Origin of the sequence: uncultured Holdemanella sp. (assembly GCF_934754935.1) — a bacterium.
In the GTDB taxonomy this organism is placed as follows: Bacteria; Bacillota_I; Bacilli_A; order Erysipelotrichales; family Erysipelotrichaceae; genus Holdemanella.
In genome coordinates this window covers 22580-43703 of sequence record NZ_CAKVJB010000015.1, presented here as the reverse complement: position 1 = coordinate 43703, position 21124 = coordinate 22580, and the positions used below count along the sequence as shown (strand labels likewise).

The window sequence follows — 21124 nt, the reverse complement described above, 5'->3', positions numbered from 1 at the left end:
AATACCCTATCTTATTAATATATATTAAGTATTTTTAACATGTGAATTTTTAAACAAGTTATTGACATCCCCTATTTTAAGGTCTAGACTAAGCATGTAAAAGTTAATCTCGATTAGGAGTAGAAAGTAGGTATACAAATGAGAAAAGCTTATATTGTTGCTGCTAAACGTAGTGCAATTGGTACTTTTTTAGGAAGTTTAACTGATGTAGATTTAGCTACAGTTGGAGCAACTGTTTTAAAAGAAACAATTAAACAAGCAAATATCGATCCAGCTAACTTGGATGAAGTTATTATCGGTAACGTAATTGCTGCAGGTTTAGGACAAAACATTGCTCGTCACGTTGCTTTTGATGCAGGAATTCCTGTTGAAGTATGTGCACAATCAATCAATATGTTATGTGGTTCTGGTTTAAAAGCCGTTATGGAAGCTACACTTCGTATTCAAGCTAACTTTGGTGACTTATATGTTGCTGGTGGTGTCGAATCGATGACTCGTGCTCCATTTATGTTAAGCTACAAAAACCGTACAGGAACTAAGATGGGAGATCAAAAATTAGTAGATGCTATGTTACACGATGGTTTAACAGATGCAATGTACGGAATTCACATGGGATGTACAGCTGACAACATCGCTAAAAAATATAACATTTCTCGTGAAGCACAAGATGAATTCGCATTTGCTTCTCAAGAAAAAGCTTTAGCTGCTATTGCTGCAGGTAAATTTAAAGATGAAATCGTTCCAATCACTTATAAAACTCGTAAAGGTGAAGTTGTATTCGATACAGATGAACACCCTCGTAAAACAAGCTTGGAAAAATTAGCTAAATTACGTCCTGCATTCAATGCAGACGGAACTGTTACTGCAGGTAATGCTTCTGGTATCAATGATGGTGCTTCATTTACAATCGTTGCCAGTGAAGATGCTGTTAAGAAATATAACTTAACACCAATCGCTGAAGTTATCGGATTTGGACAAGGTGGAGTTGATCCACGAGTTATGGGACTTGGTCCAACACCAGCTATCTTAAACGCATTAAAATATGCAGATCTTAAGATTGAAGATCTTGACTTAGTTGAATTGAACGAAGCATTTGCTGCTCAATCATTAGGTGTTATCCACGAATTAGAAGAAGCTACAGGTATGGATCGTGAAGCATTCTTAGCTAAGACAAACGTAAATGGTGGTGCTATTGCATTAGGTCACCCAGTTGGAGCTAGTGGAAACCGTATCTTAGTTTCATTACTATATGAAATGCAAAAACGTAAATCAAAAATCGGTCTTGCTTCTCTATGTATTGGTGGAGGACAAGGTGCCGCTGTTATCGTAAAAATGTGCGATTAATCAATAAGGAGACAAGTTCTCCTTATTTCTTTAGATTCACTTGTGAATTTTTTAATTTGTGATTGATTTTAATCATTCACTATGTTAAAGTTTAAAAGGTAAATGACTTATGAGTCTTACATGGAGGAATATTAATATGACAAAAAAAGTAGTTTTAGCAGGTGCATGTCGTACTGCTATTGGTAAAATGGGTGGAGCTTTAAGTAACACTCCAGCTGCTGATTTAGGTGCAATCGTTATTAAAGAAGCATTGAACCGTGCAGGTGTTAAACCTGAACAAGTTGACGAAGTATTAATGGGATGCGTTATCCAAGCTGCTCAAGGACAAAACGTTGCTCGTCAAGCTAGTATCAAAGCTGGTCTACCAATTGAAGTTCCTGCCGTTACATTAAATGTTGTTTGTGGATCTGGTTTAAACTGTGTTAACCAAGCTGCTGCAATGATTAAAGCTGGTCAAGCTGACATCGTTGTTGCTGGTGGTATGGAAAATATGTCAATGGCACCATATGCTATGACTAAAGCACGTTTTGGTTACCGTATGAACAACGCTACTATCGTCGATACAATGGTAAATGATGCATTAACTGATGCATTTAACCACTACCACATGATGATCACTGCTGAAAACATCTGTGATCGTTGGCACTTAACTCGTGAAGAATTAGATGAATTCTCAGCTAACTCTCAACAAAAAGCAGAAAAAGCTATGGCTGAACACAAATTCGATGATGAAATCGTACCAGTTCCAGTTAAAGTTAAAAAAGAAATCGTTGAATTCAAAGTGGATGAAGGACCTCGTCCAGGAACTACTGCTGAAACATTAGCTAAATTACGTTGCTGCTCTGGTAAAGAAGGCGGAATGGTAACTGCTGGTAATGCTTCAGGTATCAATGATGGTGCTGCTGCAATCGTTGTTATGAGCGAAGAAAAAGCTAAAGAATTAGGTGTTACACCAATGGCTACTTGGGTACAAGGTGCATTAGCTGGTGTTGAACCAGAAATTATGGGTATTGGACCAGTTGCTGCTACTCGTAAAGTTATGGAAAGAACTGGATTAACAGTAGACGATATGGACTTAATCGAAGCTAACGAAGCTTTCGCTGCTCAATCTGTAGCTGTTGCTAGAGAATTAGGATTCGATATGAGTAAAGTTAACGTTAACGGTGGAGCCGTAGCATTAGGACACCCAGTTGGAGCTAGTGGATGCCGTATTTTAGTTACATTACTTCACGAAATGCAAAAACGTGACGCTAAGAAAGGTTTAGCTACACTTTGCATCGGTGGTGGTATGGGTTGTGCTACTATCGTAGAACGTGACTAATTTTAATCAATAATAACTAACTACTTCTAAAAAGAGATTCAAACAAAACTGAATCTCTTCTTTTTTTCTTGCCTTTTACAATTCAACAATTTTTTCTGTTATAATCAATTTGAAGGAGTTACTATAACTATGAAGTCAAATTTAAATCGAATATTATTTATTTTCGCAGGGATATGTTTTATATTCGTATATTTCTTAACAAAGAATTTTACTTATCTACCATTAGGACTCTGTTCCTTAATACTATCGACAAACAAAAATAGAGAAGACCACTAAGTCTTCTCTATTTTTCGATTTCCTTTAAAATGTTTTCAATCTTATTTCCCTGTTCAAGACTTGTATCTTGTACAAAGATCAATTCTGGCATTTTACGAATCTTTATTTTTTTTGCTACTTGAGAACGAATGAAACCCTTTGATTGATTTAACACACGCATACCCGCATCATTACGCCCTTGTTTCCCAAGGAATGTAACATAAACTTTGGCTTGTGATAAATCATTTGTACATCGTACATCCGTTATCGTACAAAAACCTAAATTTGGATTTTTCAATTCAAATTGAAGAATACGTGAAATCTCTCTTTGAATTGTCATCTCCATACGTTCTGTTTTTAATGACATACTATTCTTCCACTTCCTGATCTTCGAAGCCTTCTAAAATATCTCCTACTTTAATATCGTTAAAGTTTTCGATTGTCATACCACATTCGTAACCATTTAGTACTTCTTTAACATCATTTTCAAAACGACGTAATGATCCAAGTTTACCGGTATAAACAACAATACCTTCACGGATCAAACGAACTTTACAATCACGTTTCATCTTACCATCAGTAACCATACATCCGGCAATCGTACCAATCTTACTTACCTTATAAATCTGACGAACATCCGCCTGACCAATGACAACTTCTTCATATACTGGTGCAAGCATACCTTTCATTGCAGCTTGTAATTCTTCTAAAGCTTTATAGATGATGTTGTGTAAACGAATTTCTACACCTTCTTCTTCCGCTTTTTTACGAATGGCTGCACTAGGACGAATGTTAAATCCATAAATAATCGCATTTGAAGCACTTGCTAATAAGATATCGGATTCTGTAATTGTACCTACAGTTGAACGAATGACATTGATACGAACGTTTCCATCGACTTCTAGTTTTTCCATACTTGCCTTTAAAGCTTCGGCAGAACCTTGAACATCCGCTTTGATCAAGACATTGATTTCTTGAACATCACCCTCATCAATTCTCTTTGCCAAATCTTCCAATGACATAGCACTTGTTGAATTACGTTCTTTTTCAATTTGTTTATCCAAACGATGACCAGCAATTTCTGCAGCTTTCTTGTAGCTATCATAAGACATGAAGACATCACCAGCTCTAGGCACTTCATTTAGACCAATGATTTCAACTGGACAACTTGGTTCAGCATGTTTGATTTCCATACCACGATCATTTGTCATTTTACGAACACGACCATAAGAAGTACCAACTACAACACTATCTCCCGTATGTAATGTACCACGTTGTACAAGCAATGTAGCTACTGGTCCACGACCTTTATCTAACTTCGCTTCAATTACAGTACCAGAAGCATTTGTATCTGGATTTGCCTTTAATTCCTGCATATCCGCAACTAATAACATCGTTTCCAATAATTCTGGAACTCCCGTTCCTTTTTTTGCAGAAACCTGAGTAAAGATTGTATCTCCACCCCATTCTTCTGGCATGATTCCAAGCTCACTCATTTCTGACATGATACGATCTGGATTTGCACCTGGCTTATCAATTTTATTTACCGCAACTACAATTGGAACACCAGCCGCTTTGGCATGATCAACTGCTTCTTTTGTTTGAGGCATTACACCATCATCTGCCGCAACAACGATAATAACGATATCTGTAACTTGAGCACCACGAGCACGCATTGCTGTAAATGCTTCGTGACCTGGTGTATCTAAGAACGTTACTTTTCTTCCCTTTAATGATACCTGGTAAGCACCAATATGTTGTGTGATACCACCAAATTCACCTTCAGTAACATTGGCTTTACGAATTGTATCCAATAATGTTGTTTTACCATGGTCAACGTGACCCATGATTGTGACAACTGGAGGACGAGATACTAATTTAGATTCGTCTTCTTCTACATTTTGAAGTTGTTCTTCAATATCATCTTCATCAACAATAATTTCTTTATGTACTTCTACATTGAAGTTCATACAGATCAATTCAATATCCTCATCCGATAATACTGTATTGATTGTTGACATATTTCCCATCATAAATAAAAATTTAATGATTTCAGAACTATTTTTGTGAAGCAATTGTGCTAACTGACCTACAGTAATCGCATCACTATATGTGATTTCCTTTACTGCTTCTTCCTTTTTAGGTGCATTAGACTGATACGAATTCTTATGCCCTTTTCGATTTGGTTTCTTTTTGTTTTTGTTGTTATAAGCCATCGAATCACCTAACCTTTCATCTTTTCGATAATCGCTTTGGCAAAGCCACTATCTACAATCGCAATAGCACTCATCTTTTTATAAGAAACATCATCTAATACAGATGGTTCTACCACTCTATACGGCACATTATAATATGTGCATTTATCCTGAATCTTCTTCATACGGTTTTGCCCGCATAAAGAAGATACAAGTACTAGTTTTGCTTGAGATTTTTGAATACTAACAAGTAAAGAATCACCCTTTGCTACTTTACCAGCACGATATGCTAGCTGTATCAAATTCGTAACTTTATTCATTGGTAATGATTGACTCTAATTCCTGATAGACTTCTTCGGGAATTTCAATTTCTAAAGCTCTCTGCAAAGCTTTATTCTTTTTGGCAAGAGCTAAAGTATCCAAACTTTTTGAAATATAAGCACCATGCCCATTCTTTTTACCTGTCAAATCGATCTCAACTGTTTTTTCAGGTGTACGCACCACACGAATCAAATCCTTTTTAGGAAAACGCTCTTGTGTTACGACACATTTTCGCATTGGAATCTTACGCATGAAACCAACTCCTAGTCATCATAATATTCATCATATTCTTCATAGTCAACGTCATCGTCCCAGTTGTTTTCATCTTCATATTCCTGTTCTTCGATTTCTGCTAACTCTTCATCCGAATAGATTGGCTTCATATCATCATAGTTGAATTTCTTAACTTCAACAACTTTCTTTTCTTCTTCAACCTTTTCTTTTTTAGGTTTAGAAACAACTTCTTCTTGTTTATTTGAAGCATCAGCCATAGATTCAAATTTAGAAGTATATTCCTTTACATCGGCAGCTGTTTTTTCTTTACGATTTTGTTTGGCAATACGAGCCAATTCTTCCATTTCATCGACTTCTTTTTCTTCAACTGGATTTTCCTTTTCAAATAAAGTATCTTGAGCATGTTCTTCAACTGCATCCACTTCTTCATCTTCATAAGTAAAATCAGCTACATCAATATTTTCGATCTCAGTTTCATTAGATTTTAATTCTTCAATCTTTTGTTGCTGTTTATAAGCACGTTCTTTTGCTTTCTTTTCTTCATATTCCTCTTGCATTTTCTTAGAAATTGCCATGTAGTCAATACCTAATTCCTGCATTTCACTTTCCGATTTAATATCGATCTTGTGATTTGTAAGTTTAACAGCTAAACGAGCATTTTTACCACGCTTACCAATAGCTAATGATAATTGGTTATCTGGAACAACAACGATCAAGCCATCTTTTACAGTTTCATTTGGAATAACCGCAACACCTGTACTTGGACTTAATGCGTTGGCAATCAATTCACTAATGTTGTCTGACCATTCGAAAATATCAATTTTTTCACCATTTAATTCTTCAATGATTGTTTGTACACGACTTCCTCTAGGACCGATACAAGCTCCAATTGGATCGATGTTTTCATTGTGAGAATAAACCGCAATCTTACATCTTTCACCCGCTTCACGAGCAATTGCCTTAATTTCAATAATTCCATTATAGATTTCTGGAACTTCACGTTCGAACAAACGACGAACAAAGACTGGAGTTGCACGAGATACTAAGACTTGCGCACCCTTAGTTTCTTTATTCACTTCTGTAATGACAACTAAAATGTTGTCGCCTTCTTTATAGTGTTCTGTAGGAATTTGAGCTGATTTTTTCATCATCGCAAATGTTTTACCAATATTTACGATCACAAATTTTTCTTCAACTGTCTCAATCGTTCCTAAAACCATTTCATCGACTTTATCACAATATTCCTCGTAAACCAAAGTCTTTTCAGCTTCACGAATCTTTTGCTTCATTACGTTTTTCGCAAGTACTACAGCCGCACGATCAAAATCTCTAAAATCCACTTCTTCATCGACGATATCTCCGATTTTTATATTTGGATTTTCGTCTTGAATTTCATCCAATTGAACTTCTAATTCATCATCTTCAACTTCTTCAACAACAACACGCTCATGATAGATATGAATATTTCCGTCCACAATGTCTACACGCACTTGAACTTCAGGAATTTCGATTTGTTTACGATAAGCCTTTGTCAAAGCTTCTTTTAAAGCATCTTCAACAATTTCCTTTGACAATTGACGATCCGATTCAATACCCTGTAGAGCCTTTGCTAAATCTTCAACTTTAATTTTTGGTTTCATCTTTATTCTCCTATACCTTTACAGCTGTCATAATCAGCTGAATGTTACTTTTTTCAATAGTGATCTTCTTTGTTCTTGTTTTTTCACGATAAGAAATCGTTACATCCTTTTCTGTAGCTTCAACAAGATCACCAACCACTTGATCTAAACCTTGTTTTGGATCTTTCATCTTCACAAATACATATTTGCCAACAGCTCTTTGAACTTCTTCATCCGTTCTGAGTTCTCTTTCGGCTCCTGGCGAACAAACTTCAAGCATGTATTCATGAGCATACCAGTCTTTTTCATCAAGCATTTGTCCAATTACATCTGAGCAAGATGCACAAGTATCCAAATCCATTGTACCGTCTTCTTTTTCAACCGAAACTCTTAATAATGGAGTCCCCTGATTTGTGATCCATTCAAGATCATACAAATGACATCCATTTTCATTAAGAACTTCTTCAATCCATTCTTTAAGATTGTCCATACATTTCTCCTTAGTAGCAAAACATAAGGAGTGGTTCCCCACTCCTTTGATTTCTATACACCTAATTTATAGCACAAATTCGCTTCATTTGCAACTATTTGTTTTCTTCAAGCTCAACATGGCGAAGAATAATCGTCTTAATTAATTCAGCCGCAAGTTTTGGATCATCATTACATACAATATATTTATATTGAGATACCATCTTCATTTCATTGCTCGCTTTGGCAAGTCTTTGCTGAATAATTTCTTCAGGCTCTGTACTACGACCACGAATACGTCTTTCTAGTTCCTCCATTGAAGGCGGAATGATAAAGATTGAAACGGCATCCGGACATTTTTCCTGTACTTGAATAGCCCCTTGCACTTCAATTTCTAATAAAACATTCTTTCCTTCATCACGCAAACGATTAACTTCTTTTAAAGGCGTTCCATAGTAGTTTCCAACAAACTCTGCCCACTCTAAAAGGCCCCCTTCTTTAATGGCTTTCTCAAAATCTTCACGTGTTGAGAAAAAATAATCTTTTCCATCGACCTCTCCAGCACGCGGTTTACGTGTAGTCATTGAAGTTGAATAAGCTAAATTTAGACGTTCATCTTTTTCAAAATATTTACGAATCGTCCCTTTTCCTACACCACTAGGACCACTCAAAATAATTAATAGACCTCTTTCCATGTGAATCTCGCTCTCCCTCTTTTTCATCCATTTTACAAGTCCAAACCATGTGTGTCAAATTTTATTTAACTATGTTATAATTTTTATCAGACCAAGGAGGTTTTTATGGCAATCGACGGATTATTTTTATACAATATTCAAGAAAAATTAAACGCATATACCCCATGTAAAATTGGTAAAATACAAAATATCAGCGATGAAGAAATCTTGATTCATCTTCATACGCGTAATGAAGGAAATCAAAAGCTTGTCATCAATGTACATTCCAACACAAATCGCGTATATATCGCAAACTTTATTCCCGGTATTCAACCAGAACCATCCAACTTTGTGATGGTATTAAGAAAATTATGTTCCCAAGCCATTGTCGAATCTTTTGAACAAGTTGGCTATGACCGTATTTTATGTTTACACTTATCTTGTCGTAATGAATTTCAAGATTTAGTTAAATACGATCTAAATATCGAACTCATGGGAAAATATGCTAACCTTATTTTAATCAAAGATGGTGTAATTGTGGATGCATTAAAACGTATTCCTGTATATGAAAATGCGAAACGATTCATTCATCCAGGCGCAAAGTATGTAGCTCCTAGCCAACCGGAAAAACAAAATCCATTTGAAATCAAAGATATTGATCTAGACCAAAGTCTAGTCAAACAAATCTATGGCTTTTCTCCATTACTTTCCAATGAATTTATGTATCGTATAAAAAACAACGAAAAATATATCGATATATTAAATGAAGTGGTGAATTCTAATACTTTATACATCTATAAAAAAGACTTTCATTGCATTGAATTAAAACATTTAAATGAGCAACCAAAAACCTATACCATTATGGAAGGCTTGAATCATTTATATGAGGAAGATGAACAAAAGAAACGTATCAAAGAACAATATGGAGATATAATTCGTACAGTCGATAAAGAAAAGACGAAACAAATAAAAAAACTTCCAAAGCTTGAACAAGCCTTAGAAGATGGTAAAGACTATCATAAATATCAAGAATATGGTGATTTGATTTTTGCGTACATGTACCAAATCAAAAAAGAAAAGACCATCGTTTTACCTTCCTTTGAAACAAATGAAGAAGTAACAATTCCCATTGATATGCGTTATGATCTAAAGACAAATGCGAATAAGTACTATCAGAAATATCATAAGATGAAACGAAGTTTAGTCATCTTAGAAGAACAAATCAATCAATGTAAAGAAGATATTGAATACTACACACAACTTGAAGAACAATTACAACATTGTAGCGTATTTGATGCAGGCGAAATTCGTGAGGAATTGATCAAACAACGTGTTTTAATGCCTAAAAAAGAAAACAAAAGAAAAAAGAAAAACAACAAACCAAATGTTCTTCATCTTGTTTTTGAGGATTGTGAAATCTATGTTGGTAAAAACAATATTCAAAATAACTATGTGACTCATCAAGTCTCACGTAAGAATGATTTATGGTTTCATGTGAAAGACTATCATGGATCTCATGTCTTATTAAAGAGTGATGATTTTACAGAAACACAAATCAGACTCTGTGCACAGTTAGCTGCCTACTATTCAAAAGGTAAAGATTCAAGTTCTGTGCCGGTTGACTATTGTTTGATTTCTCAAATCAAGAAGGTACCTGGATCTAAGATCGGTTTTGTGACGATGAAATCCAATAAGACAATCTATATTGATCCAGATGAAGCTTATTTATTAGACATCATCAAAAATCATCAGGTAAAGTAAAAGAGATGGAATTTCCATCTCTTTCTTTTACCCTTTTACTTCAATAGTAGAACCATCAGGTCCTGGTGTGTTTTTCAAGTAATCAATGATTTCTTGACGCTTGTCAGCTTTACAAGGTTTACAAGCAATATGATCCATATCTTTTGAAACCAAGGCTTCAGCCATACCACTACATCCAGGGAATCCACAACCACCACAGTTATACCCAGGTAGTAATGATGTTACTTTTTCAACACGTACATCTGCTTCTACTTTTAAATATTTGTCGGCAACACCTAGACCTAAGCCAAGCACTGCACCAAGTACAAGCATCATAATTACGGCTACGATTACCATATTTATTCTCCCTTCACTCGATTGTGAGCTGGATTGTTTGTGCACGCAAAATCCTTACATCCATCACAATCCGCTTTTAAATCTTCACACCCCTCTGGTTTGGGTGTTTTTTTATTCATTAAATACAAAACAATATAGATAGCGACCAATGCGCCAAAAAACAATATTGCGAATAAATATCTCATTATACAATTCCTGTAAAGCAAGAGAATGCCATAGCCATGATGGCAGCTACAATCAAGGCGATTGGATTACCAACAAAGGCATTTGGAACTTCACTTTGTTCTAATCTTTCACGAATTGTTGAGAAAATGAATAATACAAGGGCAAATCCTAATGGAGTACCAATTGAGTATACTAACATTTGTGCAAAATTATAACTATTAGAGATATTTACTAAACATACATTTAATACAACACAGTTTGTTGTGATCAAAGGTAAATAAACACCTAAAGATTTATAAAGCGCAGGACTTGTCTTTTTAATAAACATTTCTGTCAACTGAACCAAAGATGCGATTACCAAGATAAATGTAATCAAATCCATAAATTCAAGTTGTAAAGGTACAAGTACTAAATAATATAGTGCATATGTAACTAATGCAGCAACAACGATAACGAAGACAACGGCAACACCCATACCAATAGCTGAGCTTTTCTTTTTAGAAACACCCATGAATGGACACATACCTAAGAATTGAGTTAAGATAACGTTATTTACTAATACACTCGTTACTAAAAGTGCCATTAATTCACCCATCTTACTTTTCCTCCTTTGCCGCAGCTTCTTCTTTAGCTGTTACATGTTGTTTATAAGCACCAACAGCTGCTGCTAAAACCGCAAATGTAATGAAGGCTCCAACACTAGATCCAAAGATACTAATTGTGAAGTTTTCAGGAATAATATGCAGATTTAACCATACTTGAGCTTCATTAAATGGGTTTACCACTTTAATTCCACCTGTCGAAATCAATTCACGAATGAATGACATCGCAAGTACAGCCAAAGTATATCCAAGACCCATTCCTAAACCATCAAGAGCTGAATCCAAAACTCCGTTTTTACTAGCGAAAGCTTCCGCACGACCCAAAATGATACAGTTAACTACGATCAATGGAATAAATACACCTAAGCTTGTATTTAAACTTGGCGCATAGGCTTGAATCAACATTTGAATGATCTTAACCAATGTTGCGATAATAACAATATAAACTGGAATACGAATTTCATCTGGCGTAATTTTACGAACACATGAAATAATTACGTTTGACATAATCAATACGATAATAACACTAACACCCATACCAATCGCATTATTTACAGTTGTAGTAATGGCTAGTGTCGAACAAATTCCTAAGAACAATGAGAATACTGGGTTATCTTTAATTAAACCCGCTTTAAAGTTTTCAAAACGATTCATCTAGATAACCTCCTTACTTTAATTTGTCGACAAGTTTTGCCGCTTCATGAATACCATTCACAACAGGTCCTGAAGAAACAGTAGCACCAGAAATTGTATCCAATTCACCTGTTGCATCTTTTCCTTCCAAAGACTTCTTAAATGGAGCTTCCGTTACTTGAGATCCTAGACCTTTTGTATCTCCATTACTAATGGCATTATATTTATCAATTTTCTTTGAATCTTTATCAATGGATACTAAGAATACAGTTCCATCTTTGTATCCACTAACACTCATGTTAAAGATATAAACATTTTTATATTCATAAACCTTTTGAACAGTTTTTGAATCCAAAGTTTTATTCACTAATTTAAAATCATTTGCGCTTGCATCTGGATACATAGCCATCAAAGATTCTTTTTCTTGTCTTTCGTTATTTTCTGCAATAACTGGAGCTGTCATTTGATTCGCAAATGCTAAGGCACCACCGGCAACCGCACTAACGATAGCTAAGAATAAACCTAAATGTACGATCTTATTCATAGAGTTACCTCCATAGTTTCAACAACTGCAGCTGTTTCAGGAATAGTATCTACCTTTTGAATGGAACTAGCTGCATAGAAACTGATAGCTAAACCAATCAATGCTAAACAAGCACAAACAATTCTTGATTTTTTAACCAATTCTAATTGTTTTCCATCGAAACAAGATTCAATCCATGGCGTAAACATATTCATCAATAAAATAGAATATAAACATCCTTCTGGAAGATTGGCTTTTAAACGAATCAATGTAGTAATAATAGCTGCACCCATCGCGAATACAACACGTCCACTTGCACTCGTTGGACTTGTGACAGGATCTGTCAACATAAATACAGCACCAAAAATAACACCACCAGTTAATAAGTGTAATAATGGATACCAAATAAATGCTGGAATACCATGGTATGAATCAATTCCTGTAATTAAAGCTACAACAGCAGTTAATACAAAAATTGTTCCTAAATATACAACTGGAACTCTCCAGTCAATGATTTGACGAACAGCTAAAACAACTCCAATGATCAAAATCAAGATAGAGAATGTTTCACCAATAGATCCAGGATAAGTTCCTAAAGCTAAACCTGCAAATCCTCCATATTGAGATAAGAATGAATCTAATACAGTCGCATTAGCTGGTAACCAATGATAAGCACTCGCAATCACTGTAGTTGGTGTTGCTTGTGTGATTAGACCTACACTAACACCTGTAAATGCCTGTAAAATAACAGCACGACCTACAGCTGCAGGGTTAAAGATATTTTGTCCAAAACCACCAAATAATAATTTTGCCAGTACGATTGCGAATACTGTCGCAATAATAACTGCATAACAAGACATATTTACAGGTACCATCAAAGTTAAAATGATAGCTGTAACCCATCCAAATGAGCTCTTTAAGAAAGTTTTAATATCTTTCTTCATAATCTTTGCGAAGATGGATTCGCAAACGAATGTAGTAATTAAAGAACAAGCTAATAAAAGAACACAATGTAAAGCAGCATTAGCACCCCATGCAGATGCATAGTAAATGACAGCTGCTACAAACACAACTAATAAACTTAAAGATAATTCTTTCATGATACGTTGTGTTGACAAGTTATTCTTAATGCTTGGACTTACATGAAAAGTAAATTTCATTTGAATCCTCCCTACTTTTTCTTAAGCATAACAATACGTTTTGCCTTACGAACATTTTCAGTTACATCGATATGAGAAGGACAAATATAAGTACACATTCCACATTCGATACAACTCATAACACCACGTTTTGACATTTCATCAACGTCATTGGCCTTCAATGCAGCTGTAATTCTTACTGGCTGTAAACCACTTGGACAATGATCACTACATTTACCACAACGTAAACATGCGATCGCATCATCATTTGCAGCTGGAAGTACAGTTAATGCATTCATAGCACGGTCAACGACAAACATATCATTGACAATTGTTTTACCCATCATAGGTCCACCAGAAATCAAGCGAACTGTATCTTGTGTATATCCACCACAAGCTTCGATGATTTCACTAACAGGCATACCAACTGGCACACATACATTGTGTGGGTCTTTTACGCATTCACCACTCACTGTTAAATTCTTTTGTGTGATAGCTTCCCCTTTTTCAAATGCTTTCGCAATGGCGATGGCACTTGAAGCATTTCCAATGATGGCGCCGGCTTCGGCTGGTAATCCGCCATATTCTTTATGCAATACTTCACGTACTAATACACGTTCCCAACCCATTGGGTACACATCAGGGACTGGACGAACCTCAACACCAGCAGCATCATTCAATGCAGATTTAACTTTTTCAATTAAATCTGGGTGAGATTCTTTGATACAAATGTAAACCGTTTTGGCTTCAGCCATTTTCTTCATGATCTTAGCACCTGTTACTAAATCTTGTGCATCATCCATGACAGAGCGGTAATCGGCTGTGATATAAGGCTCACATTCTACGGCATTGATCAATACATAATCAACTCCATCTGGTTTCATATATTTTACATAGGTTGGGAAACCAGCTCCACCTAAACCAACAATACCTGCATTTTTTACAAAATCAACACACTCTTCACGACTTGCGCTTTGCCAGTCTAATGGTGCGAAAGATTGAACTTTGGTTTGTTTAAAATCGCATTCAATCACCATGTGATTTTGTGGACGCAAAGAATTGTGCATACGCTTAACAATTCCTTTGTAAGTTCCAGAAACACTTGAATAAATTGGCACATAAAAACCTGACTTTGTTTCAGCCAGTTTTGTTCCAACGGATACAGTATCTCCCTCTTCAACAAGAATATCAAAATCTAAAGTACGTCCTGCTACTAAAGGAATATAAACTTCCTTTTTAGGCATAAGATGTAATAATTCAGACTTTTCTGTCAATTCTTTTTTACCAGGAATATGCTGTCTCATTGGTCCTAAAAATAGTGACATATAAATCCTACCTCCCATTTATACTTTTTAATCATAGGCCTTTTTTTTCACAAGTTCAAGAATTTTTTGACAATTTCCCATAATTTAGGTAAGTACTTACATTTACATTAAACTCAATTCATCATATAATACTTCTATGCAAAAAAATAAGTCTATATTATCATGGTTGATCCTATCGATTTGTTTTCTAATATTCATTAGTTCCGTTGTATTTTTTGTACAAAATAAAGGCAATGAAACAACAGAAAACCTGAATGTTACACTAACCGATGTCGGCTTTGACACACCCATCACTCTAAATTGCTCATGTTCGCAAGCAGATTTTGCCAAATATACAAAGATCTTACGAAAAACATTTAAAGAAAACAACAAACGATTCGATCAATACCATGCCTATAAAAATATCAATAACCTATATACTTTAAATCATGAAGCTTATGATCATCCGATTCAAATGGATGCCACCTTTATTGATTGTTTAAAACTAGCTATAAAGATGCAGTCTGAAAACTCACAATTTGACATCAGCCAAGGAGCCCTATTAAATTTATGGCATGACGCTAGAGAAAACACACAAGTTCCTCCTAGTGATGACAAGATTCAAGAAGCTTTAAAACATATTGATCTAAACAATATTCAAATCAATAATAATGAAGTATCCTTTTTAGATCCTGAATTATCCATTGATCTAGGTGCGATTGCCAAAGGCTACACAGCTCAAATTGCCAAAGAAGCATTAAATAAAGCAGGACTAAAAAACGGATATATCAATGCCGGTGGTAATGTTGTCTTATTGGGTGAAAAAGAAGATGGATCAAATTGGAAGATTGGTATTCAATCCCCGGATTCAAGTGATGCGCTCGTTCAATATGAAACAAAAAAAGCCACTTGTTTAGTCACAAGTGGAGATTACCAAAGATATTTCACATATAAAAATAAAAAATATTCCCATATTATTGATCCACAAACAGGCTATCCTGCAAACTATGTTCGAAGTGTTACCGTCATCACAAAAGATTCAGGTAAAGCCGATGCCTTAAGTACAACCTTGTTTTGTATGAGTGTAGAAGATGGAATGAAATATCTATCCACACTTGATTATGATGTACAAGCGATATGGATCGTAGATAAAGATACAGATATAAAATCCAATCTTGAAACGAAAGATTATAAGATCATCACAACAGACAAAATTAAAAATAGAGTAACTCTTGTTGATTAGAGTTACTCTTTTTCATTTACAAATTAGTCATGTAACACGTGGTTACAACGATCACACAATCCATCTTCGTTTTCAGATTCTGTGTAGTTCCAGCAACGAGGACATACATGACCTGTAGCTTTTTCTACTTTTACCTGACAAACTTCGAATTGTTCTAATTCATCATTTGTGAATGATACTTTAGATACGATGAACCATTGTGCTGCATTACTCAATACACGATCCATGATTTCTTTTTGTGCATCACTTACATGTAATACAACATGTGCTTCTAGTGATTTACCAATTAAACCTTGAGCACGAGCATTTTCAAGAGCTTTGAAGACATCCTTACGAACTTTGAATAATTCTTCCATGTCCGCTTTGATCTTTTCTACATCAAAATCTAATTCTAAGTCTTTGAATGTAGTTAAGTGGATACTTTCTTCATCAAAGTGCATATAGTCATTGACTTCTTCACAAGTATGAGCCAAGATTGGAGCCCATAATTTAGTCATCACTTCTACGGCATTATATAGTACAGTTTGAACTTGACGACGAACTGGTGCATCTTCTTTTTCAATATAAAGAATATCCTTTGTGTAATCTAAGTAGTAAGCAGATAATTCGTTTGTCATTAAGTTTGTCAAATATGTAACAACATCTGAGAAACGATATTCATTATAAGCTTTTCTACAGAAATCTACGGCATCTTTTAATTCTGTTAAGATATATTGATCCAATTCACTCAATTCATTGAAGTTTACACAATCTTTCGCTGTGAATTGTTGATCATCTAAGTTAGCCATTAAGAAACGCAATGTATTACGAACTTTACGATAGTTTTCACTAACTTGTTTCAAGATCTTTTGACCCATTGAAACATCCGCTTGATAGTCTACACTACATGCCCACAAACGTAAGATATCTGCACCATATTTCTTAGTAATTTCACTAGGTGCAACGGCATTCCATTGTGATTTAGACATCTTAACGCCTTTTTCATCCATAACGAAACCATGCGATAATACTTGTTTGTATGGAGCTTTACCATGAACAGCCGTACCTACGATCAAACTTGAGTTGAACCATCCACGATATTGATCACTACCTTCAAAATATAAATCTGCAGGATAACCTAAGCCACGATCCATCATAGCTCCTGTATGACTTGATCCAGAGTCAAACCAAACATCCATAGTATCTGTTTCTTTACGGAAGATACCATTTGGTGAATGTTCATTTGTGTATCCTTCTGGTAATAAATCTTTAACATCTCTTTCAAACCAAACGTTTGATCCATATTCACCAACCAATTCGGCTACATGATCAAAGATGGCTTGATCCATAATAGGTGTATCATCTTCTCCATAAATAATTGGAATTGGAACACCCCAAGCACGTTGACGAGAAATACACCAGTCATTACGATCGGCAATCATATTGTGCATACGTTGTTCACCCCAAGCAGGTACCCAAGATACAGAGTGAATTTGTTCTAGTAATTCATCACGGATTTGATCAATTGACGCAAACCATTGTGTTGTAGCACGGAAAATAATAGGTTTTTTAGTACGCCAGTCATGTGGGTATGAGTGGGTAATGAATTGAAGTTTTAATAATACACCCAATTCATCTAATTTTTGAGTAACTGTCTTGTTGGCATCTTCAACATATTGACCTGCAAGCCATTCACCAACATCATCCATCATGCATCCTTGTGCATCCACGTTACAATACACTGGTAAACCATATTTCATACCAATATTAAAGTCATCTACACCAAATCCAGGCGCTGTATGAACACATCCAGTACCAGCATCAGCTGTTACGTGATCTCCACACATCAATAAACTTTCTCTTTCTGGATATAATGGGTGAGTACATGTAATATATTCGAATTCTTTACCTTTAAAAGTTTTTAAAACATCACGTTTTTCAACTTCAAACTTATCGCACAATTCTTCAACCATGCTTGATAACATGATCAATTTTCCCTTTTCTGTATCCACTAATGAATAGTCAAAATCAGGGTTTACACTAATTCCTAAGTTTGCAGGAATAGTCCAAGGTGTTGTTGTCCAAATTACGAAGTTGCAATCTGTATCCAATACGCCTTTTCCATCTTTAACGGCAAATTTAACATAAATTGTTGGACTCTTAACATCTTTATATTCAACTTCTGCCTCAGCTAAAGCTGATTCACTACTTGGTGACCAATAAACTGGTTTTAATCCTTTGTAGATCAAACCTTTCATAGCCATCTTTCCAAAGATTTCGATTTGGTGTTTTTCAAAACCCTTTTGAAGAGTGATATAAGGATGATCATAATCTCCAATAGATCCTAAACTTAAGAATCCAGCTTTTTGATTAGCTACTTGTTTTAGAGCATAGTCATAACAGATTTTTCTAAATTCAGCGATACCCATTTTTTTACGGTCATAACCTAATTTAGTAACAGCTGTTTCGATTGGTAAACCATGAGTATCCCATCCTGGAATATATGGTGTTTTGTATCCTTCCATAAAGTGAGATTTTACAATTACATCTTTTAACACTTTATTTAAGGCATGTCCTAAGTGGATATCCCCATTGGCATAAGGAGGACCATCATGTAGTACAAATGATTCAGCTCCTTCTCTTCTTTCTAACATCTTTTCATACAATTTTTCATCTTGCCAGCGTTTTTGGAAACCAGGCTCTTTTTTCGTCAAATTTCCACGCATTTCAAATGCCGTTTTAGGCATATGAAGAGTTTCTTTGTAGTCCATACTTTATCTCCTTTTCAAAATAAAAAAAAACGCCCTAATAAAAGGACGTAATAAACACGCGGTACCACCTTAATTCATAGTTTACACTATGCACTTTGATGAGATAACGGATCATCCGGATCAAACTACTATAATTTCGTAAGATCAGCTCAAAAGGGATACCTAAATTCTTATTCATACAATGTTTCACCAAATTTCATTGCTCTCTTAAATCCTAACGAATAAAGGCGTGTCTTTATCTTAGCTAAATATATCGATCAAAGTTCAAAACAAGTCTTCCCTTTTTTGTGGTTGAAACAACCTCTTTAAACTGGAATCGACCTGTCTTTCTGATTGACACGAAATCATTATTGCACAATTGTAAATTTTGTTCAAGTACCACATCATTAACTTTCACAAATCCTGCATGAATCTTTTTTAATGCTTCACTTCTTGAACAATGTGACAATTGAGCAACAATACTATCTAAACGTAGACTGCTGCACATGATACGTATTTCTTTTTTATTACTTTTTGTGATTTCATAATCCAAACACTCTTCAAAACATACATTACACTTACCAATCTGCGTACAATTATCGATAATATATTTTGAAATCTTTTCTTTGCAAAAAATATATAAGTCATCTTCTTGTACAATTAAATCGCCAATGACACTTCTTTCAATACCCGAATGCATTAAACATCCTAGTAAATCAGAGTGTGTTAATGTTTTGAATTTTGAATTGTATGTGGCATGAAGACAAACACAATCACTAAAACCCTCATATCCTTCGGGTATAAAGCATGCGATTTTTCTTTCTGCCTCATCATAGCCCCCATCAAATACAAGATGAATATTTTTAGGTACCATATTCTGAAGAATTGCTTGTTCAGAAATCGATAAAAAATAGGTCATGATCAGCCTATTTTGTTTTTGAAAGATACGAATCTGATCTTTCATCTGCGAAATAAACACATCATGACCTACCATAAATGAGCTCATTAAAAGTAAATATTAGTCTTCATCTTCGAAGTCATCAGGACTTCCTAATGAAATAGTTCCTTGTACACCAATTTCAGCTGGAGAACATAAAATTACGTTCTGACCAATTTTCTGAATTTTACCATCAAGTGCATATACAACACCTGTTAAAAAATCAATAGTACGTTGTGCATAGTCACGATCTAGCTTGTGTAAATTAACTACAACAGCACGACCTTCTTTTAAACGTTGTCCTACTTCCTCAGCTTCTCCAAAGCTTCTTGGTTCAAACAATACCATTTTTGTATTTGAATTCAAAGAAGTTGTGTTCGTACGAGCTTTTGGTCTCTCATAACGACTTTGAGGTTCTACTTCTTCTACCTTTTCAGCTTGTGGTGCTTCTTGATAATCGTCTTCTTCTTCGATTGGAGCAACGAAGTCTTTTACTTTATCCATAAATCCCATGGGAAAAACCTCCTTAACGAACATAATTATAGCACAAAGAATGACTTATTCAAACTTATATTCTTTTTTTTATTTCCAATTAAAAGACATGCCAATTTGACATGCCTTTTTACGTATTATTCAGTTTCAATTAATCCGTATCCACCATCATGACGTCTGTAGCAAACGGCAATTTTACTCGTTTCATCATCTGTATAAATGAAGAAATCATGTCCTAACAATTCCATTTTCATAATAGCTTCATCCAAACTCATTTCTTTTGGAACGATAGATTTTGTACGAACAACTTCATCATCATCTACTTCTTCATCATTGAATAATTCATGATCTAAGAAAGCTTCTGCAAGTGATTCTTTATTTTTACGTGTTAAACGTGTTTTTGTTCTACGAATTTGATCTTCCAATTTATCTACAGCACGATCGATAGCTGCATATAAATCATCATCTACAACCTCTGCACGAAGAATCGCATAACGTGTTGGGATTGTAACTTCAATTTTTTGTTTTGTAGGATATGTACGAACCAATACATTGGCTACATCATCCTCACCAATAATGAAGTACTTTGTTAAAACATCTAATTTCTTATGAATCTTATCTGAGATTCCCTGTGTTACTGTGATGTTTTTTCCTACAATATTGACTTTCATATTATGTACCTCCTATATGATTTCTATTGCTACTTAGATTATATCACGATTCTTTTCTTTTACACCTTTTGACAAGAAATGACAAAAATATAACCAAGTTTGCCAAGTAGGTTGACAAGTATAATGTAACTATTTTCAGAAAATAACTTGCATATTTT

The 21124-nt window shown here is 35.0% G+C and carries 22 protein-coding genes and 1 other annotated feature; of the genes, 4 read left to right on the top strand and 18 right to left on the bottom strand.

The window, feature by feature from the left end; genetic code table 11:
* Nucleotides 1-138 precede the first annotated feature (138 nt).
* Both Q0E86_RS05570 and Q0E86_RS05565 read left to right on the top strand, forming a co-directional pair.
* Nucleotides 139-1344 carry an acetyl-CoA C-acetyltransferase gene (locus Q0E86_RS05570; RefSeq protein WP_003865001.1) on the top strand — a complete coding sequence of 402 codons (1206 nt, stop codon included), beginning with the start codon at nt 139-141 and terminating at the stop codon, nt 1342-1344.
* Between the two features lie 136 nt (nt 1345-1480).
* Nucleotides 1481-2665, top strand: a complete 1185-nt coding sequence (locus Q0E86_RS05565; RefSeq protein WP_295755156.1) for an acetyl-CoA C-acetyltransferase — start codon at nt 1481-1483, stop codon at nt 2663-2665.
* A gap of 283 nt (nt 2666-2948) precedes the next feature.
* On the opposite strand, the gene rbfA is transcribed toward Q0E86_RS05565, so the two are convergent.
* The 7 genes from rbfA to gmk form a co-directional block, all read right to left on the bottom strand.
* Entirely contained in the window at nt 2949-3287 is a 339-nt protein-coding gene (rbfA, locus tag Q0E86_RS05560; RefSeq protein ID WP_003864999.1) for a 30S ribosome-binding factor RbfA, read from the bottom strand.
* A gap of 1 nt (nt 3288) precedes the next feature.
* Nucleotides 3289-5136 carry a translation initiation factor IF-2 gene (gene infB / locus Q0E86_RS05555; protein ID WP_295755154.1) on the bottom strand — a complete coding sequence of 616 codons (1848 nt, stop codon included), beginning with the start codon at nt 5134-5136 and terminating at the stop codon, nt 3289-3291.
* A gap of 8 nt (nt 5137-5144) precedes the next feature.
* Nucleotides 5145-5435, bottom strand: a complete 291-nt coding sequence (locus Q0E86_RS05550) for a ribosomal L7Ae/L30e/S12e/Gadd45 family protein (protein ID WP_003864997.1) — start codon at nt 5433-5435, stop codon at nt 5145-5147.
* On the bottom strand, nt 5428-5688 hold the full coding sequence (locus tag Q0E86_RS05545; protein WP_003864996.1) for an RNase P modulator RnpM: 261 nt from the start codon (nt 5686-5688) through the stop codon (nt 5428-5430). The genes Q0E86_RS05550 and Q0E86_RS05545 overlap by 8 nt, the downstream gene beginning before the upstream one ends.
* Before the next feature lie 11 nt (nt 5689-5699).
* Complete coding sequence (gene nusA, locus Q0E86_RS05540) at nt 5700-7310, bottom strand: transcription termination factor NusA (RefSeq protein ID WP_295755150.1); 1611 nt, start codon at nt 7308-7310, stop codon at nt 5700-5702.
* Nucleotides 7311-7320: 10 nt separating this feature from the next.
* Nucleotides 7321-7779: a ribosome maturation factor RimP gene (gene rimP, locus Q0E86_RS05535; RefSeq protein WP_295755148.1), complete on the bottom strand. Its 459-nt coding sequence runs from the start codon at nt 7777-7779 to the stop codon at nt 7321-7323.
* A gap of 94 nt (nt 7780-7873) precedes the next feature.
* Nucleotides 7874-8452, bottom strand: a complete 579-nt coding sequence (gmk, locus tag Q0E86_RS05530) for a guanylate kinase (protein WP_295755147.1) — start codon at nt 8450-8452, stop codon at nt 7874-7876.
* 105 nt (nt 8453-8557) lie between these two features.
* Between gmk and Q0E86_RS05525 the strand changes: the two genes are divergently transcribed.
* Nucleotides 8558-10192, top strand: coding sequence for an NFACT family protein (locus Q0E86_RS05525; protein WP_295755145.1), 1635 nt, complete (start codon nt 8558-8560; stop codon nt 10190-10192).
* 27 nt (nt 10193-10219) lie between these two features.
* Here the strand turns inward: Q0E86_RS05525 and Q0E86_RS05520 are convergent, their stop codons facing one another.
* The 7 genes from Q0E86_RS05520 to Q0E86_RS05490 are packed head-to-tail and all read right to left on the bottom strand — an operon-like array spanning nt 10220 to nt 14915.
* Nucleotides 10220-10528: a (Fe-S)-binding protein gene (locus tag Q0E86_RS05520; protein WP_117571600.1), complete on the bottom strand. Its 309-nt coding sequence runs from the start codon at nt 10526-10528 to the stop codon at nt 10220-10222.
* A 2-nt stretch (nt 10529-10530) separates the two neighbouring features.
* Nucleotides 10531-10713: a hypothetical protein gene (locus Q0E86_RS05515; protein WP_295755143.1), complete on the bottom strand. Its 183-nt coding sequence runs from the start codon at nt 10711-10713 to the stop codon at nt 10531-10533.
* Nucleotides 10713-11288: an electron transport complex protein RnfA gene (locus Q0E86_RS05510; protein WP_117571602.1), complete on the bottom strand. Its 576-nt coding sequence runs from the start codon at nt 11286-11288 to the stop codon at nt 10713-10715. The genes Q0E86_RS05515 and Q0E86_RS05510 overlap by 1 nt, the downstream gene beginning before the upstream one ends.
* Before the next feature lies 1 nt (nt 11289).
* Entirely contained in the window at nt 11290-11949 is a 660-nt protein-coding gene (gene rsxE, locus Q0E86_RS05505; RefSeq protein WP_295755141.1) for an electron transport complex subunit RsxE, read from the bottom strand.
* A 13-nt stretch (nt 11950-11962) separates the two neighbouring features.
* Nucleotides 11963-12472 carry an FMN-binding protein gene (locus Q0E86_RS05500; protein WP_295755140.1) on the bottom strand — a complete coding sequence of 170 codons (510 nt, stop codon included), beginning with the start codon at nt 12470-12472 and terminating at the stop codon, nt 11963-11965.
* Entirely contained in the window at nt 12469-13611 is a 1143-nt protein-coding gene (locus Q0E86_RS05495; protein WP_295755138.1) for an RnfABCDGE type electron transport complex subunit D, read from the bottom strand. Before Q0E86_RS05495 ends, Q0E86_RS05500 begins: the two co-directional genes overlap by 4 nt.
* 11 nt (nt 13612-13622) lie before the next feature.
* Complete coding sequence (locus Q0E86_RS05490; RefSeq protein ID WP_295755136.1) at nt 13623-14915, bottom strand: RnfABCDGE type electron transport complex subunit C; 1293 nt, start codon at nt 14913-14915, stop codon at nt 13623-13625.
* Nucleotides 14916-15051: 136 nt separating this feature from the next.
* Between Q0E86_RS05490 and Q0E86_RS05485 the strand changes: the two genes are divergently transcribed.
* The gene (locus Q0E86_RS05485; protein ID WP_295755134.1) at nt 15052-16137 is read left to right on the top strand and encodes an FAD:protein FMN transferase; all 1086 of its coding nucleotides are present in this window, start codon (nt 15052-15054) and stop codon (nt 16135-16137) included.
* Between the two features lie 23 nt (nt 16138-16160).
* Here the strand turns inward: Q0E86_RS05485 and ileS are convergent, their stop codons facing one another.
* The 4 genes from ileS to raiA all read right to left on the bottom strand — a co-directional run bounded on the left by ileS (nt 16161) and on the right by raiA (nt 20966).
* Nucleotides 16161-18887: an isoleucine--tRNA ligase gene (ileS, locus tag Q0E86_RS05480; protein WP_295755132.1), complete on the bottom strand. Its 2727-nt coding sequence runs from the start codon at nt 18885-18887 to the stop codon at nt 16161-16163.
* Nucleotides 18888-18925: 38 nt separating this feature from the next.
* Nucleotides 18926-19138, bottom strand: a binding site (T-box leader).
* Nucleotides 19132-19860 (bottom strand): RNA-binding protein, encoded by a 729-nt coding sequence (locus Q0E86_RS05475; protein WP_295755131.1) that lies wholly within the window; start codon nt 19858-19860, stop codon nt 19132-19134. (Overlaps the previous feature by 7 nt.)
* Nucleotides 19861-19884: 24 nt before the next feature.
* Nucleotides 19885-20316: a cell division protein SepF gene (locus tag Q0E86_RS05470; RefSeq protein ID WP_295562473.1), complete on the bottom strand. Its 432-nt coding sequence runs from the start codon at nt 20314-20316 to the stop codon at nt 19885-19887.
* Between the two features lie 116 nt (nt 20317-20432).
* On the bottom strand, nt 20433-20966 hold the full coding sequence (raiA, locus tag Q0E86_RS05465) for a ribosome hibernation-promoting factor, HPF/YfiA family (RefSeq protein WP_295755128.1): 534 nt from the start codon (nt 20964-20966) through the stop codon (nt 20433-20435).
* Nucleotides 20967-21124: the final 158 nt, after the last annotated feature.

Excerpts from the sequence above, each read along its gene's own strand:
- Q0E86_RS05570 (WP_003865001.1), top strand. The coding sequence starts at position 139 with ATGAGAAAAGCTTATATTGTTGCTGCTAAACGTAGTGCAATTGGTACT.
- Q0E86_RS05565 (WP_295755156.1), top strand. The coding sequence starts at position 1,481 with ATGACAAAAAAAGTAGTTTTAGCAGGTGCATGTCGTACTGCTATTGGT.
- rbfA (WP_003864999.1), bottom strand. The coding sequence starts at position 3,287 with ATGTCATTAAAAACAGAACGTATGGAGATGACAATTCAAAGAGAGATT.
- infB (WP_295755154.1), bottom strand. The coding sequence starts at position 5,136 with ATGGCTTATAACAACAAAAACAAAAAGAAACCAAATCGAAAAGGGCAT.
- Q0E86_RS05550 (WP_003864997.1), bottom strand. The coding sequence starts at position 5,435 with ATGAATAAAGTTACGAATTTGATACAGCTAGCATATCGTGCTGGTAAA.
- Q0E86_RS05545 (WP_003864996.1), bottom strand. The coding sequence starts at position 5,688 with ATGCGTAAGATTCCAATGCGAAAATGTGTCGTAACACAAGAGCGTTTT.
- nusA (WP_295755150.1), bottom strand. The coding sequence starts at position 7,310 with ATGAAACCAAAAATTAAAGTTGAAGATTTAGCAAAGGCTCTACAGGGT.
- rimP (WP_295755148.1), bottom strand. The coding sequence starts at position 7,779 with ATGGACAATCTTAAAGAATGGATTGAAGAAGTTCTTAATGAAAATGGA.
- gmk (WP_295755147.1), bottom strand. The coding sequence starts at position 8,452 with ATGGAAAGAGGTCTATTAATTATTTTGAGTGGTCCTAGTGGTGTAGGA.
- Q0E86_RS05525 (WP_295755145.1), top strand. The coding sequence starts at position 8,558 with ATGGCAATCGACGGATTATTTTTATACAATATTCAAGAAAAATTAAAC.
- Q0E86_RS05520 (WP_117571600.1), bottom strand. The coding sequence starts at position 10,528 with ATGGTAATCGTAGCCGTAATTATGATGCTTGTACTTGGTGCAGTGCTT.
- Q0E86_RS05515 (WP_295755143.1), bottom strand. The coding sequence starts at position 10,713 with ATGAGATATTTATTCGCAATATTGTTTTTTGGCGCATTGGTCGCTATC.
- Q0E86_RS05510 (WP_117571602.1), bottom strand. The coding sequence starts at position 11,288 with ATGGGTGAATTAATGGCACTTTTAGTAACGAGTGTATTAGTAAATAAC.
- rsxE (WP_295755141.1), bottom strand. The coding sequence starts at position 11,949 with ATGAATCGTTTTGAAAACTTTAAAGCGGGTTTAATTAAAGATAACCCA.
- Q0E86_RS05500 (WP_295755140.1), bottom strand. The coding sequence starts at position 12,472 with ATGAATAAGATCGTACATTTAGGTTTATTCTTAGCTATCGTTAGTGCG.
- Q0E86_RS05495 (WP_295755138.1), bottom strand. The coding sequence starts at position 13,611 with ATGAAATTTACTTTTCATGTAAGTCCAAGCATTAAGAATAACTTGTCA.
- Q0E86_RS05490 (WP_295755136.1), bottom strand. The coding sequence starts at position 14,915 with ATGTCACTATTTTTAGGACCAATGAGACAGCATATTCCTGGTAAAAAA.
- Q0E86_RS05485 (WP_295755134.1), top strand. The coding sequence starts at position 15,052 with ATGCAAAAAAATAAGTCTATATTATCATGGTTGATCCTATCGATTTGT.
- ileS (WP_295755132.1), bottom strand. The coding sequence starts at position 18,887 with ATGGACTACAAAGAAACTCTTCATATGCCTAAAACGGCATTTGAAATG.
- Q0E86_RS05475 (WP_295755131.1), bottom strand. The coding sequence starts at position 19,860 with ATGGTAGGTCATGATGTGTTTATTTCGCAGATGAAAGATCAGATTCGT.
- Q0E86_RS05470 (WP_295562473.1), bottom strand. The coding sequence starts at position 20,316 with ATGGGATTTATGGATAAAGTAAAAGACTTCGTTGCTCCAATCGAAGAA.
- raiA (WP_295755128.1), bottom strand. The coding sequence starts at position 20,966 with ATGAAAGTCAATATTGTAGGAAAAAACATCACAGTAACACAGGGAATC.